The organism is Myxococcales bacterium, from assembly GCA_016720545.1.
Classification (GTDB): Bacteria; Myxococcota_A; Polyangia; order Polyangiales; family Polyangiaceae; genus JAAFHV01.
In genome coordinates this window covers 297,642-315,129 of the sequence record JADKKK010000004.1, presented here as the reverse complement: position 1 = coordinate 315,129, position 17,488 = coordinate 297,642, and the positions used below count along the sequence as shown (strand labels likewise).

The window sequence follows — 17,488 nt, the reverse complement described above, 5'->3', positions numbered from 1 at the left end:
CGGAGCGCGCAGAGCGTTCCCGTGGATCGCAGAAAGACCGGATCGAAAATGCCTCAGGATCGCGCCGAAGCACCCGCATTTTTTGGCAGCAACTCGCGCTCCGAGTGCTACCCCTACGGAATGCGAAAGACGCTTGCTCTTCTTCTCACCGTCGGCGCAATCCTCGGTATCGGCTCGGCCGCGTGCAGCAGCTCGGACAGCCGCACCGAGTTCGGCGAGGACGACGGGGGTGCAGGAGGCGGCGGCGGCGGCGGCGGCGGCGGCGGCGGCGGCTTCGGCTTCGGGGACGCCGCGACGGCGGACGCGTCCGCCGAGGCGAACGAGTGCCGGCAAATGGACATCGTCTTCGTGGTCGACAACTCCGGCTCGATGGCTCAGGAGCAGGCGAACCTGAAGACCAACTTCCCCAAGTTCGTCGACGTCCTCAACGCCTACAAGACCAAGAGCGGCGCTTCGCTCGACTACCGCCTCGCGGTCACCAGCACGGACACCGACAGCGGCCTGAAGGGCGCGTTCGCCGCCGGCGGCGGCGTCGGCCGCGCGTGGCTCGAGCGGAGCGATCCTGGCCTCGCGAGCGTCTTCACCACGCGCGCCTCGCTCGGGACGAATGGAAGCTCGCTCGAGCGCGGCCTCGAGGCCATCAAGCTAAGCGCGAACCACCCCACGAACGCGGGCTTCATCCGGAAGGACGCGCTCTACGCCTTCGTCATCATCACCGACGAGGACGAGGGCGGAGTCGAGAACAGCACCCGCGGCACGGTCGACAGCTACCTCGGGTACCTCGACATCTTGAAGGACCAGCGCGCGCGCTGGGCGGCGGCCGTCATCGCCGGGGAAAAGCAGTGCAATTCCGCTGGCTTCGGCAGCGCCGCCGAGGCGGTCCGCCTGAAGGACTTCATCGCGAAGGCTGGCAAGAACGGCACCTTCTCGTCGATCTGCGAGGGCGACCTCACGAAGGGCCTCTCGCAGGCGCTCGCCACGTTCGACGCGGCCTGCCGCAACTTCCCGCCCGCGACCAAGTAGCGTCGTGGCTCCCCCGCCCACGGTGGCGCCGCCTCCCACTCTCACGCTGCGCCGGGCGACCCCGGCCGACGTGGACGAGATCCTCGCGCTCGTCCACGAGCTCGCCGAGTTCGAGCGCGCTCCCGAGGCGGTCACCGCTACCCGCGACGACTACCTCCGCGACGGCTTCGGTGAGCACCCGCTCTTCCACGTCCTGATCGTCGAGCTCGAGGGGTGCATCGCCGGGTTCGCGTTCTACTTCCGCAAGTACTCCACGTGGACCGGCAGACCCACGCTGCACCTCGAGGACATCCTCGTGCGCGCGCGCTACCGCAAGGCGGGGGTCGCGACCGCGCTCATGGCGGCGCTCGCTCGCGAGGCGCTGGACACCGGGTGCGCCCGCTTCGACTGGCACGTGCTCGACTGGAACGTGGGGGCCATCGAGTTCTACGAGCGGCGGGGCGCGGTCGTGCAGCGCGAGTGGCTGCCCGTCCGCGTCGAGGGGGCGGCGCTGAAGGCCCTCGCGGCGCTCGCACTTAGCGGTGACGCGGCGTTGACGCGGCGGTAACGCGAGTCGGTCGCCTGGCGCGTGCAACGCGTGCAAGCCCCTCGCCTCGCGTGCTAGTGGGGAGCTCGATGACCTGGCCAAAGAAGCCCACCGCAGGCCTCGACGCGAGCGAGAAGCATAGCTTCGGCAAGGGTGTCTTTCGCAAGTGCGACGGCTGCGGCGAGACCCTCGCCGTCGAGCGCTTCACCGAAAACTCCGAGGTCTGCCCCCTCTGCCAGAAGCACCACAAGCTCAGCGTGCGGGGCTTCCGCGACCTCCTCCTCGACGGCGGCAAGCTCGAGGGGTGGGATCACGCCCTCGCGCCAGGCGACCCCCTGAGCTTCTCCGACGGCAGGGCGTACCCCGAGCGGGTGGCGTCCACGCAGAAGTCCACCCACGCGCGCGAGGCCATCGAGACCGGGCACGGCTACCTGCGCGGCCGCCCGATCGCGTACGGCGCGTTCGTGTTCGCGTTCATGGGCGGGAGCATGGGCTCGGTCGTGGGCGAGAAGATCGCGCGCCTGTTCGAGCGAGCGACTGACGAAGGGCTCCCGGTCGTGCTGCTCCAGGCTTCCGGCGGCGCGCGCATGCAGGAGGGCATCCTCAGCCTCATGCAGATGGCGAAGACCGTCGCCGCGCGCGAGCGGCTGCGCGACAAGAACCTCCCGTTCGTGTCCGTGCTCCTCCACCCCACCACCGGCGGCGTCGCCGCGAGCTTCGCGTTCCTCGGCGACGTGAACATCGCCGAGCCGGGCGCGCTCATCGGGTTCGCCGGGCCGCGCGTGATCGAGAACACGATCCGCCAGAAGCTCCCCGAGGGCTTCCAGACCGCGGAGTTCCTGCTCGCTCACGGGATGGTCGACCGCATCACCTCGCGCCTCGACATGCGCGCGGAGATCTCCTCGATCCTGGAGCACCTCGGCCCCCCGCGGCTCGCGCCCGCGCCCGCGAAGAGCCGGCGACGCCTGGACGGCCGCGCGCGCTAGTGCTCTCTGCCGCCCTCCGCGAACTCTACACGCGCGTCCCCTTCGGCGTGCGGCTGGGCACCGACGCCATGGCCGCGGCGTGCGCGCGCGCCGGCAACCCCGAGCGCGCGTTCGCTTCCGTGCATATTGCAGGCACCAACGGCAAGGGCTCGGTCTCGGCGCTGACCGAGGCGGCCGCCCGCGCGAGCGGCCTGCGCACGGGGCTCTACACCTCGCCCCACCTCGCACGGTTCGCCGAGCGCGTGAGGATCTCGGGCGAGGTCATCGATGACGACGCCCTCGCGGAGGCGTTGACGGCGGCGCTGCGCTTCGGCCCGGATCTCACGTTCTTCGAGGTCGCGACGCTGGCCTCGTTCCTCGCCTTCCGGCGGGCGGGCGTCGAGCTCGCGGTGCTCGAGGTGGGCCTCGGTGGCCGGCACGACGCGACCAACGTCGTGGGCCCGCCGAGCCTGCGGCTCACCGCGATCACCCGCATCGCGCTCGATCACACGGACCGCCTCGGCGCCGATCTCCCCTCCATCGCCCGCGAGAAGGCGGGCATCGCGAAGGCCGGCGTACCGCTCGTCGTCGGCCCCGTCCCGCCCGAGGTCCGCGCCGCCATCGCGGAGGTCGCGCTCGCGCGCGGCGCCCTCCCCGTCTGGACGGAGGACGAGCCGGCCGACGATGAGCCGGCGGGCGCGCGCGATGCGCCCGACGAGACCTACCCGGCGCGCAACGAGCGGCTCGCGCGGCGCGTGTGTCGCGCGCTCGGGCTCGACGCGGGCTCGGTGCAGCTCGGCTTCGACCGCGCGCGCTGGCCGGGCCGCTTCGAGTGGCTCGAGACCCCCGACGGGCCCTGGCTCTTCGACGCCGCGCACAACCCCGACGGCGCGCAGGCGCTGACAGCGTCCATCGCGCGAGACCTCGCGGGCAACGGGAGTGAGCCTTCGGTCGCGCCTCGAGGGTGGCCCCCTGGAGCCACGCTCCGCGAGCGGCCCCTGGCGTTGGTCTTCGGCGCCCTCGCCGACAAGGACTTCGCCGCCACACTCGCGATCCTCGCGCCGCTCACGCCGCGGCGCTTCTACGCGGAGCCTCGGAGCCGCGCCGCCGCGCCCCCCGCCGCGCTCGCGGCGCTGGCCGGTGGGCAAGCGATGGGCACACCGGCGGACGCGCTTTGCGCGGCGCGCGCGGCCGTGGGGCTCCGCGGCGTCGTGCTCGTGTGTGGCTCGGTGTCCCTCGTGGGCGAGGCCCGCGCGCTCCTCCTGGGCGAGGCGATGGATCCGCCGGTCGGGATGTAGCGTCTCCGCACGGGGTCTCCATCGTTCGGCCACGACGGGCATTTTCACGCTGCGAGGCCGGCCCCTGAGCGCGTAAGCTCGGCGCGGTCGGAGGAGAAGACGATGCCGAGTTTCGATGTGGTCTCGAAGGTCGCCTGGCACGAGGTCGACAACGCCCTGAACCAGGCCCAGAAGGAGCTGTCTCAGCGCTTCGACTTCAAAGGCACGGACGCCACGGTGGAGAAGACCAACGAGGGGCTCCTGGTGAAGTCCTCGAGCGAAGACCGCGTGAAGGCGGCCGTCGTCGTCCTCGAGGAGAAGCTCATCAAGCGCAAGGTGAGCCTGAAGTACTTCGATGTCGGCAAGCCCGAGTCCACGGGCAAGGGCGGCGCGCGCATCCTCGTGAAGGTGAAGGAGGGCATCGAGACCGAACCCGCGAAGAAGCTCGTAGCGGCCGTCAAGGAGAGCAAGCTCAAGGTCCAGACAGCCATCCTCGACGCGCAGCTCCGCGTCACCGGGAAGAACAAGGACGACCTCCAGAAGGCGATGGCCCTGCTCCGCGAGACCGACGTGGGGCTCGAGCTCCAGTTCACGAACTTCCGCGACTGACTGGCCACGACTGGCGCGCGCTCGAGACCTTGCGCGCGACCGAACCGCGACTGGCGTCCAAGCTGGACGCCGCTCGCACTTTGCCCGCACCGGCGGGCCGCATGAAGTCCGCGCGGTGTCGCGGCGCTTGGAGGTGTGACATGGCACGAACGAACACATCGAAAGAAGCCTCGCCCTCCTCGCGGCCCCGCAAGAAGGCGGAGAAGCCGGGCGAGCGTCGCTACTTCGGCACCGACGGTATCCGCGGGCTCGCGAACGAGGGCCTCATCACCCCGGAGCTCGCGCTCCAGCTCGGACGCGCGATCACGTTCGTGGCCGGCCGTGGTAAGCCGCACGCGCCGCGCATCCTCATCGGCAAGGACACCCGCCTCTCCGGGTACATGATTGAGCAGGCCATCTCCGCCGGCATCTGCAGCATGGGAGGACGCGTGATCCTCTGCGGCCCCGTGCCGACGCCCTGCATCGCGCAGCTCACGCGCAGCATGCGCGCAGACGCGGGCATCGTCATCAGCGCGAGCCACAACCCCTACGCCGACAACGGCATCAAGATCTTCGGCGACGACGGCTTCAAGCTCCCCGACGAGGTCGAGCTCGAGCTCGAGCGCCTCATCGACGACGACTCCTTGCTCGGGCGACGCCCGACCGGCCCCGGCATCGGGCGCGCCGAGAAGCTCGAGGACTCGCGTGGGCGATATGTGGTCTTCGCGAAGGCCACCTTCCCCAACGATCTTTCGCTCGACGGTGTCCGGGTGGTGGTCGACGCGGCGCACGGCGCCGCCTACCGCGTGGCACCCCTGGTGTTCTCCGAGCTCGGCGCGAACGTCACGGCCATCGGCGTGAAGCCGAACGGCGTCAACATCAACCTAAACGCCGGCGCGCTCCACCCCGATAAGCTCCGCTCCGAGGTGGTCAAGCGCGGCGCCCACATCGGCATCGGCCTCGACGGGGACGCCGATCGTCTCATCGTGGTCGACGAGAGGGGCAGATCGTCGACGGCGACGTGGTCATGGCCATGTGCGCGCACAAGATGCTGGACGAGGGATCTCTGAAGAAGAACACCCTCGTGGCGACGGTGATGTCGAACCTCGGGCTCGAGCGCGCGATGGCTCGGCGCGGCGGGCGGCTCGTGCGCACCAACGTGGGCGATCGCTACGTCGTCGAGGCGATGCGCAGCGGCGGCTACAACGTCGGTGGCGAGCAGTCGGGCCACCTCATCTTCCTCGACCACGCCTCGACGGGCGACGGCGTCGTCGCCGCGCTGCAGGTGCTCGCGATCGCCGTCCGCACGGGGAAGCCGCTCTCCGAGCTCGCGAAAGAGGCGATGGACCGAGTCCCTCAAGTACTCGAAAACGTGACACTTTCTTCACGCATGCGGCTCGAGGACATGTCGAACCTCGCGCGCGCCACGGCCAAGGTGAAGGACGCGCTCGGCGCCGACGGGCGGGTCCTCGTGCGCTGGAGCGGCACCGAGCCGAAGCTCCGCATCATGCTCGAGGGGCCCAACGAGTCGAAGCTTCGCGCGTGGGCCAAGGACCTCGCCGCCGAAGCCCACCGCGACGTGGGCTAAGAGCGCCGTCCTCACCCGAGGTGCTGGTAGAAGAACGCGACCATGCGCTCCCACGCGAGGGTCGCGCTCGGCGCGTGATAAGCCTCCGGGCGCGTGTCGTTCACGAACGCGTGCCCCGCGTCGTATTCACAGAGGTCGATGTCTCGCCCGCGCTCACGCAGCTCGTCGCGGATCGCGGCCGCCTTCGCCACGCTGGCCCACTCGTCGGTCTTCGCGAAGTGCGCCTGGATGGGCGCGGTCACCTTCGTGTAGTCGACCTTGTCGCGGGCCGGGACGCCGTAGAACGGCACGACGGCCGCGAGGCCGGGCACGTGGCACGCGGCCGCGAACGACATGGCGCCGCCCATGCAGAAGCCGGTGACCCCGACCTTCCCATTGGAGCGGGGGTGCGTGCGTAACCACGCGACCGCGCCCGCCACCCGATCGACCGCGTCGTAGGTGTCGAGCGCCGTCATGAGCTTGGCCGCCTCTGCGGGGTCCGACGTCGCGCGTCCGTCGTAGAGATCGACCGCGAGCCCCAAGAAGCCAGCCTTGGCGAGGCGGGCCGTCAGATCGCGCCCGTGGTCGTTCAGCCCCCACCACTCGTGGATGAGCACCACGGCGCCCACGGCGGCGGTGCCCTCGGGGATCGCGAGGTGGCCCGAGGTCGCGCGGCCCTTGGGGCTCGTGAAAGAGATTGCGTTCGTCATCCGCGGATTATCGACGCCGCGGAGAGGCAATGGAAGAGCGGGCTGCCGCGCGAGCGCGACGAGGTCGTCGCCCCACGCGGAGAGGCCGCCGCGCGGTCCCCCGCGCGACGGCCTTCGACTCCTTGCGACCCGGACGTGCCCATGAAGAACACGTCTCAGCCTCGGACGCGATGTCCGAGCGACGCGCTCAGTAGCGGTAGTTCTCGGGCTTGAAGGGGCCCTCGACGCTCACGCCGAGGTAACTGCTCTGCTCCGCGCTGAGCTTGGTCAGGCGGACGCCGAGCTTGCCGAGGTGGAGCGCGGCGACCTTCTCGTCGAGCTTCTTCGGGAGGGTGTAGACCTGGCCGGTCTTGTACTGCGCGCCGTTCTGCCAGAGCTCGATCTGCGCGAGGGTCTGGTTGGAGAACGAGGACGACATGACGAACGAGGGGTGCCCCGTCGCGCAGCCGAGGTTCACGAGGCGTCCACGCGCGAGCAGCGTGATGCGCTTGCCGTCGGGGAACACGAACTGGTCCACCTGCGGCTTGATGTTGACCTCCTTGATCTCGGGGTTGTTCTCGAGCCAGGCGACCTCGATCTCGGTGTCGAAGTGGCCGATGTTGCACACGATCGCCTGGTCCTTCATGGCGCGGAGGTGCTCGGCGCGGATGACGCCGTTGCAGCCCGTCGCGGTCACGAAGATGTCGGCCTGAGGCGCCGCGTCTTCCATCGTGACGACCTGGTAACCTTCCATCGCCGCCTGAAGCGCGCAGATGGGGTCGACCTCGGTGACCATGACGCGAGCGCCGAGCGCGCGGAGCGCCTGGGCCGAGCCCTTGCCGACGTCGCCGTAGCCCGCGACGCAGGCGGTCTTGCCGGCGAACATGACGCCGGTCGCGCGCTTCAGGCCGTCCCCGAGCGACTCTCGGCAACCGTACAGGTTGTCGAACTTCGACTTGGTGACCGAGTCGTTCACGTTGATGGCGGGCACCTTGAGCGTCCCGGCCTTGCTCATCTCGTAGAGCCGGTGCACGCCCGTGGTGGTCTCCTCGGAGAGGCCACGGATGGGATCGCTCCCCGAGAAGAGCCCCGCGTGGCGCTGGTGGATCCACACGGTGAGGTCGCCGCCGTCGTCGAGGATGAGGTTCGGACCCTTGCCGCCCTTGAAGGCGTAGATCTGCGCCTCGAGGCACTCCTCGTACTCCTTCTCGGTCATGCCCTTCCAGGCGAACACGGGCACGCCGGTCGCGGCGATCGCGGCGGCGGCCTGATCGACCGTCGAGAAGATGTTGCACGAGGTCCAGGTGACCTCCGCGCCGAGCGCGGTGAGGGTCTCGATGAGCACCGCCGTCTGGGTGGTCATGTGGAGGCAGCCAGCGACGCGCGCGCCCTTCAGCGGCTGCGAGGGGCCGTACTCCTTGCGGATGGCCATGAGGCCCGGCATCTCGCTCTCGGCGATCTCGATCTCTTTGCGGCCCCACTCGGCGAGTGAGATGTCCTTGACCTTGAAATTCTTCTCGTTGCTCATGTTCGTTTCTCCTCTGGCGGCCGCTCTTCTCTGCGGTCCGTACGGTTCTCGCGTCAGTGCTTGGGCGCCGCGGCGCGCGCGCCCTTCTTCTTCTTCGTGTCGGTGAGCGCGGGGGCGGGGGCTGGGCCCCGCTCCTCGGGGGAGCTTCGGCGCGGGCCGCGCTCGGTCGCCGTCGCCGGGCCGCGGCGCGCGACGAGGATCTGCCAGGCGAGGTGCGCGTCCTTCCCGTGGCCACGCAGCGCGGCGGGCACCGGCGAGACCCGCGCGTCCTCGAGGCCGGCCGAACGCGCGAACGAGAGCAGCTCGTGCGCCTCGAAGCCGAGCCACACGTCGGCCTCGTCGCGCATCGACTCGTCGTCGTGCGAGGCGTAGTCGAGGACGAGGAGCGCTCCGCCGGGAGCGTCGCCCGCGGGGCGGCACAGCTCCGCGAGCCGCCGCACGAGGTCGCCGGGGCGCGGCGCGTGGTGCAGGATACGGGCGGCGAAGACCACGTCGGCCCGGCCCGCGAGGCGCTCGCTCACGGCCGCATCGCCGAGCTCGCCGGCGAGCAGCTCGACGTTTCGGAAGCCGCGCTGGGCCACGCGGGCGCGCGCTGCCTCGAGCTGCGCGGGCGAGCGATCGATCGCCACCACCCGTTCGAACGACGGCGCGAGCACGTCGAGGAGCCCGCCGTCGCCGGTGCCGGCGTCCACCGCGAGAGCGCGCGCGGGGAGCAGCGTAGAGAGGGTGGCCACGTACGCGAGCACCGTCTCGTCGACCGCGTCCACGCGTTCGCGCTCCCGCGGGCGGGAGAAGAACTCGCGGGCCGACGCCTCGCGCTCCCGCACGACCCCGGCCACCCTCGCCAGGCTCCCGTCGGCCCGCACGAGGGCGCGCCCGCTCTCCAGCGCGTCGCCGACCACCGCGTCGGCCAGGGCTGTCCCCGAGACGCGCACGAACGCGCGGGTCCCCTCGCGACGCACCGCGAGCAGGCCGAGCCCCTTCAGCGTGGCGGCGTGCCGGGAGACGTTCGGCTGGCTCTCCCCCAGTAGCTCCGCGAGCTCGCCGATCCCGAGCTCTTCCTCGGCCGCGAGCGCGAGCAGGCGCAGCCGGGCGGGCTCCGACAGCACCCGATAGAGCTCCCACCGTTGGGAGCCCCCGAGGGTCGCGGGGGTGAGCTCGGCTGCCATGGAGGAGACTATATTCCACAATGCACATGAATGCAAGTTGAGCCGTAGGCACTTTCTCCGGGCCCGTGCGCCTTGAGAGTTGCCCACAAAACGCTATAAGCGCCGCCAATGTCCCGCCCCGCGAGCGCCGAGACGGGCCCCGTCGCGGGGGCCGATGATCGCCTGGCCCCGGAGGCTGCCCTCCAGGGCACGGCCGTCGCGCACGCGGCAGGCGCGCACGCGGACGCCCCCGCAGCCCCGCCGGCAGACGCGGCGGACACCGCAGAACCGCCGGCAGACACGGCGGACGCCCCGGGAGACCCTCCCGCGGACGCCGCCACGCGGCACGCCCGCGCGCGCGGCCGTTGGCTCACGCTGAAGCGCAGCGTCGTCGTCCGCCGGTGGACGGCGCGGGCGTTGCTCGTCGTTCCAACGGTCCTCATCGTAGCGACCGACCTCGCGCGGAGACACGAGCGGATCACCCACTTCGACTCGCGCGAGAAGGTGTTCTACCTGCTCAGCGTGCTCGCGAGCTTTTGGATCTGGGGCGGCCTGCTCGCGGCCGCGGCGCGCCACCGAGGGTTCTCGCGCTACCCCGCACGCGTGCTCGTGTTCGCCGCCGGCGTGCTCGCGTTCGGCGCGCAGCTCTACACGTTCGACCGCTACATGGCCTACATGAACCACCGGGCCGTGCTGGTGGGCACCCAGATGATGCCCAGCATCGGGCAGCAGCTGTGGTTCGACCGGGTCACGTTCGCGAAGGCGCTGCTGCCGCCGGTGCTCCTCGCGCTGGCCCTGCCCCTGCTGGCGCGAAGGCTCGCGCCCACCTCCAAGGGGAACGGCCGCGCGTCGCTCGACTTCGCCTGCGTGGCGCTGCTCCTCGTCCTCTTCGTCGACCCGGAGCGCGGGGGCGAGCAGGGTGCCACGCCCGACACGCTCTACGTGTCCGCGATGGGCCAGCTCGCGCGCGCCCGCTGGGACCACAACGAGACGGTCGACCGCGTGCACCCCGGGCCGCGCACTCCCCTGCCCGTGCCGCCCCTCGTCGCCACCCCGAGCGCGCGACGCAACGTGCTGTTCATCGTCACCGAGTCCGTGCGCTCGCACAGTACGTGTGTAGAATACACGACAGACTGCAAGTTCACGCCGTTCTCGAACGAGGCGGTGCCCGAGCGCCTGCCGTTCCTGCAGATGCGCGCGCTCGACTCCACCACGGCCATCTCGCTCGGCATCATGTGGACGGGCCTCTCCCCCGCGGAGTCGCGCGCCGATCTCCACGCCGCGCCGCTCCTCTGGGAGTACCTCAGCGCGGCGAAGCTCGCGGGCACGTACTTCACCTCGCAGAACCTGCTCTTCGGCAACTCGGGCACGTGGCTCGAGGGCGTGCCCATCGCGCGCCGCGTGAGCGCGACGGAGATCGACCCGAACGCCACCTACGAGACCGGCGCCGACGACGGCATCCTGGCCGACTACGTGGCGACTCACCTCGACGGCCTGCCGGAGCCGCGCGTCGACGTCGTGCACCTCTCGAACACCCACTTCCCGTACAAGGTCGATCCTCGCTACTCGCCGTTCCTGCCGCAGGAGGAGGCCACGGGGCCCGGCTACGAGAAGGAGATCCTGAACCGGTACCAGGACTCGATCTACCTCCAAGACATGGCCGTAGGGCGCTTCCTCAAGGCCTTCAAGAAGCGCCCCGAGGCGGCGCACACCGTCATCATCTACGTGTCCGACCACGGCGAGCAGATGCGCGAAAAGGGCGCCGTCGGACACACCGGCACGCTCTACGATCCGGAGATCCGCATCCCCTTCTGGATCGATGCGCCAGAGGGAACACTCACTCCCGCGGAACGCGCGAACCTCGTCCGTCTGCGCACCGCGCCCCTCCTGTCGATCGACATCCTTCCCACGTTGCTCGACCTCATGGGTCTATGGGACGCGAAGGGCCTCTCGCCCTTCCGCGCGCGCATGCCCGGCGCGAGCCTCCTCCGAGGCGGCACGCCGACGAACACGCCCACGGTGCTCACCAACTGCACCGAGCTGTGGGCCTGCGCGTTCAAGAACTGGGGCGCCATGAAGGGCACGCGCAAGCTCATCGCGAACCAGGCCGACCACGCGTGGCTGTGCTTCGACGTCGCCACCGATCCGAGCGAGAGCCGTGACCTGGGCGTCGAGGCCTGCCGCGACCTCGTGCCGCTGGCCGAGGCGAACGGCAAGGGCCGCCCGTTCTAGCCGGAGAGCCCATGACGTTCGTCAGCCCCGTTCGCGTAGAACGTGTAGGCGGCGTACCGCGGAGGCGCGCTGTAGCGGGTGGTGCGAGCCTCGCCCGCGCCCGGGACCTCGCCGAGGTCCTTCATGGAGCCGACCAGCGCCGACTCGAGCGACTCGGCCGCGCCGGCGTCCGACCTCTCGTCGGCGCCTCGGTGTCGGCCGTGCAGCCGACGAGGGCCGTGGTGACGGTGAGGACGAGCGCAGCGAGCGAGGAGACACCGGTCGGGCGATTCATGGGCCGCGGTCAGCCCCAGAACCAATGGGCGGTCAAGGCCTACACTCGATCGCCGTCACCTGGCGGCCCGTCACTCCCCACGGACTCGTTCACGGAGGGGGCGGGCGCGGTCGCGACTGGCTCCTCCAGCCAGTAGGTCTGGTAGGTGCCTATGCCCTTGAGCTCTAGCGAGCCACGGAGCTCGACGGGCAGCCGGCCGCCGAGGAGCGCGGCGGTGGCCTCGGAGATCTGGATCCGTCCGGGCTCGGAGGACGTTTCCATTCGCGCGGCGATCGTCACCGTCGGCCCCCACACCTCGTATTGGAGATCGTCCCCCCCCCGCACGCCCGCGACGACGGGGCCGCTGTGCAGGCCAATCCTCGCGGTCATTGCGCGCCCATCCGGCCTCGACTCCGCCTCCACGGCTCGCATGAGCGCGAACGCGAGGCGCGCCGCGGCGTCCGCGTGGTCGGGGCGGCGCGGGTGGACGCCGGCTACGGCGAAGTAGCCGTCCCCCATGGTGCGGATGCGATAGACCCCTTCCGTCTTCGCTTGTGCATCGAAAGACGCGAAGAGGGTGGACATCTTCCGGAACAGCTCGAGCGGTGGCAGCTTCACAGACCACGTCGAGAAGTCGACGAGGTCGAACAGCAGCACAGTCGCCTGCAGCTCCTCGATGACCTGGGTCTCGCCGGCCTCCAGGCGTCGGGCGACGGGCGGCGGCACGAGCAGGTCGAGCAATTCCTGAGTGCGACCGTGCGCCCGGCGAATGCGGTCGAACAGGATGGCGCGCTCGAACGCTCGCGTGAGACGACCGGTGATCTTGCGTAGTCGACTGACGTGGTCGAGCTCGTAAGCGCCCACCGCGCGGCTATTGAAGAACAGAAAGCCGATCGGCTGCTTCGCGTCGCCCACGAGGTAGGTCAGGCTGGAGCGCATCCCTTCGGCGACGACGAGTCGCGTCGCCACCGAGTCGGGGTTCTGCGCGACGTAGGCCACGAGGTCGTTCATGATCCGCGGCGCCGCGCTCTTCAGCACCCCGCCGAGCGACGTGGCATGAATGGACTGGGCGAAACCGTGTCCGAGCCGAATGTGACCGTTGGAGCGCGCCCACTTCGCGGCCACGTCGCCGGTGGGCAAATCGATGTGAGCGAACCCGATGCGGTCGAACGGGAGCAGGGCGGAGAACGACGAGTACACCGCGTCGAGCACCTCGCCGAGCGTGGTACCGCGGTGCACGAGATCGGCGACTCGCGCGATGAGGAGCTCCTCCTCGTGCACCTGGTGCGCCGCGAGCGCGAGCGACCTCAGCGACGAACCAAGCACGCTCGCCCAGGTCTCGTCGGTGTCCCCGTTTCTCCCGATTTCCGCGACGATCGCGGCGACCGCGCGGGCGATTCGACGGATGGTCTCGGCGTGCTCGCTCTGGTAGACGTGGGGAGCTCGGCTGTTGAAGAAGAGCAGCCCGAGGTCCTGGTCGTGGTGGCGGAGCGGCGCGGTGAGCGAGGCGGCGTATCCGTGCTTGACCAGCACGGGAGTCGCCGACCCGTTCGGGCGACTGCGGCAGTAGTCGGCGAGGTCGTTGATGATCCGGGGCTGACCCATGGCGACCACGGCCCGCAGGGTGCCGCCGGCGATGCTGCCTCGGCGCGACCGGAGCCACGGCGGGTCGGTGTCGTCCCCGGAGGCGCCCGCGAGCCAGAGGGTCTCGCCACCATCTTCGAAGAGGCCGAGCGCGACGCGGTCATACGGCAGGAGGCCCTTGAATGACTGGAACACGAAGGCGCAGAGGTGCTCGTAGCCGAGGCCTCGGCTCGGGAGGCGCGTGGAAGCGGGCGCGTGGCTCATCCGCGCCAGTCTCGGAGGGTCGAAAGCGGCATAACGCGACTCTGCGCTCGGAGCGCCCACGACCCCATCGTGGAGCTCACGTGTCCACGCCCACTCGCCATGACTCGCCTCCGTTGCTCGGTGGGCGGGCAGCTCCGTGGCGGCTCCCCTCCTTCCGCTGAGGCAGCGTACACGCTCCCTCGCGCGCTCGCAATGGATGCGAGGAACGCACGAATTCGAGGTTTCGAATCCGAGGATTCATCTCGAGCTCGGGAGGGCCGCCGGTCTCGGCTCGAAGGCGCGGCGCCCTGCGGGAATCCGCCAGTTGGCGGTGGTGGCGTCGCTCTCGGGGCTCAGGGGTTCAGGGCAGTGTGGCTCCCGCGAGCGCGCGAGGCCCAGCGTCTCTCGCTGCCTCGTATTCAGGCCCGAGGCGCGCCTACCTCAGCGGTCGAAGGATCGACTGCGTCTGGATGGGCTGGACTCCACCGTCGACCGGACCTCGGGCAGCGGGTCCGAACCCACACGAGCGAGGGCTTACCTCGAACGGGTTGGCCGTGTTGTCCGTCGCGACACCACACTTGCCCTTGGGGCGCCCGCCGTCGCCGCCCGTGGTCGGCGGGCTCTCGCACGAAGAAGAGAGGCACTCCGCCGAGGAGTCACAGTCGGAGCCGTCCCCCTTCTGCGCGGTGCAGGTGCTCGCCCCACCTGGGGTCGTCGCGCGGAGGCAATAGGCGCCCTTGGCGCACTGCTGGCCCGCAGTGCACGGCTGGCCAACCGGCGGAAGCGCGATGCACTTACGCGACGTCGGATCGCACGACAGCCCGCCGCGGACGTCGCACTGGACGATCGTGGACGGCGGGGTGAAGCAGTCCTCGCCCGCCTTCGCGTACGCGCGACACTTCCGCGTCGTGTCGGCGCCGCCAGCGCCGTCGCAATACCCCGTGGCAGGATCGCAACTCTTGATCTCGAATTGGTCCGGCGACGGCGCGGTCTGGGAGGTCGCGCAGACCTCACCGGGCCCGACGCGGACCTGCTTGTAGCAGACCTTCTTGGTGCGGTCGGCGCTGGGTCGGTTGTCGGTCGAGCACGCGCCGATCTCGCGCGGGAAGTCGGCCTGACACTCGGCGCTCTCGGTGCACTCGCCGCCCGGGCTCACAGTCCCCTTGAAGACCTTCGCGCAGGCCTCGACGTAAGGCTCGAAGCCGCTCGCGGGGGTCGCGCCTGCGTCCTCGACGCAGAGCAGAGCCCGCGCCTTGTAGGCCTCCACGCAGGCGTCCGCCGCGGTCTTGTCGTAGATCACCTTGCCGCGCTTGACGACGTCCGCGGTGCGCTGAACCTCCGCCGTCACTTGCGGCACACACGACTGCTCGTCGTATTCGAACTTGGCCGCCTCGCAGCACCCCTCGAGCGCGTCGCAGTACGTCGACGCGAGGGTCGAGGCGAAGTCGTCGTAGGCCGGCGCCCCGGAGCACCCCGCACCCCCGAGCCCTCCGACGCCCACGGCCATGGCCAGCCCGAGGAACCCCACGCCCAACGTTCCAACGACACCCAATGATTTCATGTCGATCACCCCTCCGCGACGCGTCTCATCGCTCGCTTCAGGCTATGTAGCACACCCATCCGCGGCGACTCCATCTGTCTGCTCGTGCCCAGTTTGGCTACTTCACGACCTCCACGGCCACCGGCTTGGGCTGCGCCCGGGCGTAGAGGGGACTGTTCGAGATACCCACGGAGTACCGCCCAGGGGTGAGGCGACTCCCCGCGACCGTGTCGCACGACCCGGGGCGATACCTCCTCCGCGTGGCCGGGGTCACGGCCTTCACGACCACCTCGCCCCCCGGCGCGAGCGTGACTCCCGCGAGGTGGGCCATGCTCAGAGTGGCCACGCAGTCGCCCTTTCCTTCGACGGGGATCTCGGCGCCCGTCTCCCTGAGAACGACCAACTCGATGGCGCTGTCGCGCATGAAGTGGAGCGGCAGCGCGTCGGCGCTCGCGTTCCGGAAGTGGACCGTGCCTCGCACGAGCCCCCCGGCCTTGACCTTCGGCTCGTCGAGCTCGAGCGTCACGACGAGCCCCTCGACCCGAGCGCCCTGTCCCTGCGGCGTCCCCGGGCAAGCCGGCGAGCCCGCGCCCTCCAGCGCCCCGTCGGTGCGACAGGCGCACTCCTTCAGCACGTCGCCGAGCCCGAGCGCGCGACCCGAGCACTTCCCGTCGGGGACGACGACCCTGCGGGCGGGGAGAGTCGCCACGCCGGCGTCGTCGGGAGCGACGGAGAGGCGGGGGAGAGGCGGGGGAGAGGCCGGAGGCGGGGACGTCGCGCTCGGCGGCGGGATCTGCACCGCGGTGGGCTCGGGCAGAGACGGGGCGCGGGGCTCCCCCGCGAGAGGCGACGCTGCCGGCGAACAGCCCACGACCACCACGGCGAGGAGCAAAGACCTTGGACTCATAGGTCTTATCTATACACGACATGGCTTCGACGCGCACGCAGGCGCCACAGCGTGTCGAGAGCCGCTCAGTCAAGATCCCTTACCAAGTGGCGCCGCGCTCAGCCGTCGGCAGGACGGAGCATCCCGGCGACCACCGCGGCGACGAGGCCCCGAAAGGCGCGCTCGTCAAACTCCGCGCCGCACGCGAGCCAGTCGGAGTGCCCTCCCTGCCCGCGCTCGCCGCGGGTCGGCCCCCGGAAGTGCCCGAGGACGTCGAGGTGGTCGGCGGCGCCCGCCCAGACCAGCTCGCCCCAGATTTGCGAGAGCACCGGGACGACGCCGTCGTTGCTGCGCGCGCCGGGCAACCGACCGAGCGCGCTCACGAGCTGCCGCTCCGCCTCGAGGGTGAGCGCTGGCGCGGCGCACGGGTAGCGATCGTCGAAGCGCGCGGTGAGACCGTAGAGCGTCGTGAAGAGCCCGTGGGAGACGAGGCGCCAGGGCGACAGGAGGTGCCTCGCGACGCCGAACGCCTCGGGGGCCGGCGCGGCGGCGACGGCGCACTGGTAGCGCACGCCGGGGCGGTCCTCGACGCCCGCCTGGAAGAGGTCCATCGCCTCGGGGGTGAGCTGGATCACCGCGCCCTGGTCCGCCTGAATGGCGTCGAGGTAGGCCCGCACCTCGCGGCTCCTCGCCGGCTCGAGCACGCCGAGCAGCCGCTCGGTGAGGCGCTCGAGCACTCGCAGCTCGACCCCGACGGCCTGATCGACGCGGCCGACGGCGAGCACCAGCGCGCTGGCGAGGGTGAGCGGGGGCGCCGAGAGCGTGAGCGCCACGAAAGTGAACGCGCTCACCGCGTAGAGCATCTGCTGGCCGCTCTTGGTGGCGAAGAAGCTGGCGAGCGGGGTGCCGTAGTGCGGGGTGTTCAGCGTCGTCACGGAGCGGAGCGAGTGCAACCAGCCGCGCGCGCGCGCGTCGACGAGCAGGCGCGCCGAGGGCGACGCGGCCAGCCGGGCGTCGAGCCCGCCCGTGGAGTGGCCGACCAGGTGGACCGCGTCGCCTTCCTGAGCGCTCTCGGCGACCGCCTCCGTGAGCCGCGCGGCGCGTCGGCGGATGGACGCGGTCGGCGGGACGTCGACGACGTGCACGACCGCCTCGTGGCCGAGCTCGACGAAGCGGGCGCGGAGCGCCTCGCGCAGGTGCGCGAAGTACCCGAAGCCGCCGAGCTGGCCGAAGCCGAACATGCCAGGCGAGAGGTACAAGCGGTGAAGCATCGGCTCGAGCGTATCAAATCGGCGTGGGCCGAGAGCTAGGGTGCCCGTCCATGAGAAGGTGACCCCTGGCCCCGGTGGGTGCGTCGCACCGCGTCACTTCCTGTGACAGCCCAATTTTCTATTCTTTTCAAATACCTACAGAAAAGAGTGTTCCAGGCACACTGGAAG

The 17,488-nt window shown here is 70.6% G+C and carries 13 protein-coding genes and 1 pseudogene; 7 read left to right on the top strand and 7 right to left on the bottom strand.

The features are described 5' to 3' along the window. Positions 1–120: 120 nt before the first annotated feature. The 6 genes and pseudogenes from IPQ09_11040 (at position 121) to IPQ09_11015 (ending at position 5,967) form a co-directional block, all read left to right on the top strand. Positions 121–1,023, top strand: coding sequence for a hypothetical protein (locus IPQ09_11040; GenBank protein MBL0194737.1), 903 nt, complete (start codon positions 121–123; stop codon positions 1,021–1,023). A gap of 22 nt (positions 1,024–1,045) precedes the next feature. Then, on the top strand, positions 1,046–1,570 hold the full coding sequence (locus tag IPQ09_11035; GenBank protein ID MBL0194736.1) for a GNAT family N-acetyltransferase: 525 nt from the start codon (positions 1,046–1,048) through the stop codon (positions 1,568–1,570). Between the two features lie 68 nt (positions 1,571–1,638). Next, on the top strand, positions 1,639–2,535 hold the full coding sequence (accD, locus tag IPQ09_11030) for an acetyl-CoA carboxylase, carboxyltransferase subunit beta (GenBank protein MBL0194735.1): 897 nt from the start codon (positions 1,639–1,641) through the stop codon (positions 2,533–2,535). 68 nt (positions 2,536–2,603) lie between these two features. Next, a complete protein-coding gene (locus tag IPQ09_11025; GenBank protein MBL0194734.1) occupies positions 2,604–3,812 on the top strand; it encodes a bifunctional folylpolyglutamate synthase/dihydrofolate synthase in 1,209 nt (402 codons plus the stop codon). Positions 3,813–3,914: 102 nt separating this feature from the next. Further along, positions 3,915–4,400 carry a YajQ family cyclic di-GMP-binding protein gene (locus IPQ09_11020; GenBank protein MBL0194733.1) on the top strand — a complete coding sequence of 162 codons (486 nt, stop codon included), beginning with the start codon at positions 3,915–3,917 and terminating at the stop codon, positions 4,398–4,400. 140 nt (positions 4,401–4,540) lie between these two features. After that, positions 4,541–5,967 (top strand): annotated as a pseudogene (locus IPQ09_11015) (phosphoglucosamine mutase). Positions 5,968–5,978: 11 nt separating this feature from the next. Here the strand turns inward: IPQ09_11015 and IPQ09_11010 are convergent. The 3 genes from IPQ09_11010 to IPQ09_11000 form a co-directional block, all read right to left on the bottom strand. After that, positions 5,979–6,656 carry a dienelactone hydrolase family protein gene (locus IPQ09_11010; GenBank protein ID MBL0194732.1) on the bottom strand — a complete coding sequence of 226 codons (678 nt, stop codon included), beginning with the start codon at positions 6,654–6,656 and terminating at the stop codon, positions 5,979–5,981. Between the two features lie 187 nt (positions 6,657–6,843). Then, on the bottom strand, positions 6,844–8,163 hold the full coding sequence (locus IPQ09_11005; protein ID MBL0194731.1) for an adenosylhomocysteinase: 1,320 nt from the start codon (positions 8,161–8,163) through the stop codon (positions 6,844–6,846). Positions 8,164–8,216: 53 nt separating this feature from the next. After that, positions 8,217–9,332 carry a metalloregulator ArsR/SmtB family transcription factor gene (locus IPQ09_11000; GenBank protein ID MBL0194730.1) on the bottom strand — a complete coding sequence of 372 codons (1,116 nt, stop codon included), beginning with the start codon at positions 9,330–9,332 and terminating at the stop codon, positions 8,217–8,219. Between the two features lie 108 nt (positions 9,333–9,440). On the opposite strand from IPQ09_11000, the gene IPQ09_10995 reads away from it, so the two are divergent. Beyond that, a complete protein-coding gene (locus IPQ09_10995) occupies positions 9,441–11,543 on the top strand; it encodes a sulfatase-like hydrolase/transferase (protein ID MBL0194729.1) in 2,103 nt (700 codons plus the stop codon). Positions 11,544–11,856: 313 nt separating this feature from the next. On the opposite strand, the gene IPQ09_10990 is transcribed toward IPQ09_10995, so the two are convergent. From IPQ09_10990 to IPQ09_10975, 4 genes are all read right to left on the bottom strand, one after another. Beyond that, a complete protein-coding gene (locus tag IPQ09_10990; protein MBL0194728.1) occupies positions 11,857–13,644 on the bottom strand; it encodes a GAF domain-containing protein in 1,788 nt (595 codons plus the stop codon). 415 nt (positions 13,645–14,059) lie between these two features. Further along, positions 14,060–15,184: a hypothetical protein gene (locus IPQ09_10985; protein MBL0194727.1), complete on the bottom strand. Its 1,125-nt coding sequence runs from the start codon at positions 15,182–15,184 to the stop codon at positions 14,060–14,062. A 97-nt stretch (positions 15,185–15,281) separates the two neighbouring features. Beyond that, on the bottom strand, positions 15,282–16,070 hold the full coding sequence (locus IPQ09_10980; GenBank protein MBL0194726.1) for a hypothetical protein: 789 nt from the start codon (positions 16,068–16,070) through the stop codon (positions 15,282–15,284). Between the two features lie 98 nt (positions 16,071–16,168). After that, the gene (locus tag IPQ09_10975) at positions 16,169–17,320 is read right to left on the bottom strand and encodes a hypothetical protein (GenBank protein MBL0194725.1); all 1,152 of its coding nucleotides are present in this window, start codon (positions 17,318–17,320) and stop codon (positions 16,169–16,171) included. Positions 17,321–17,488: the final 168 nt, after the last annotated feature.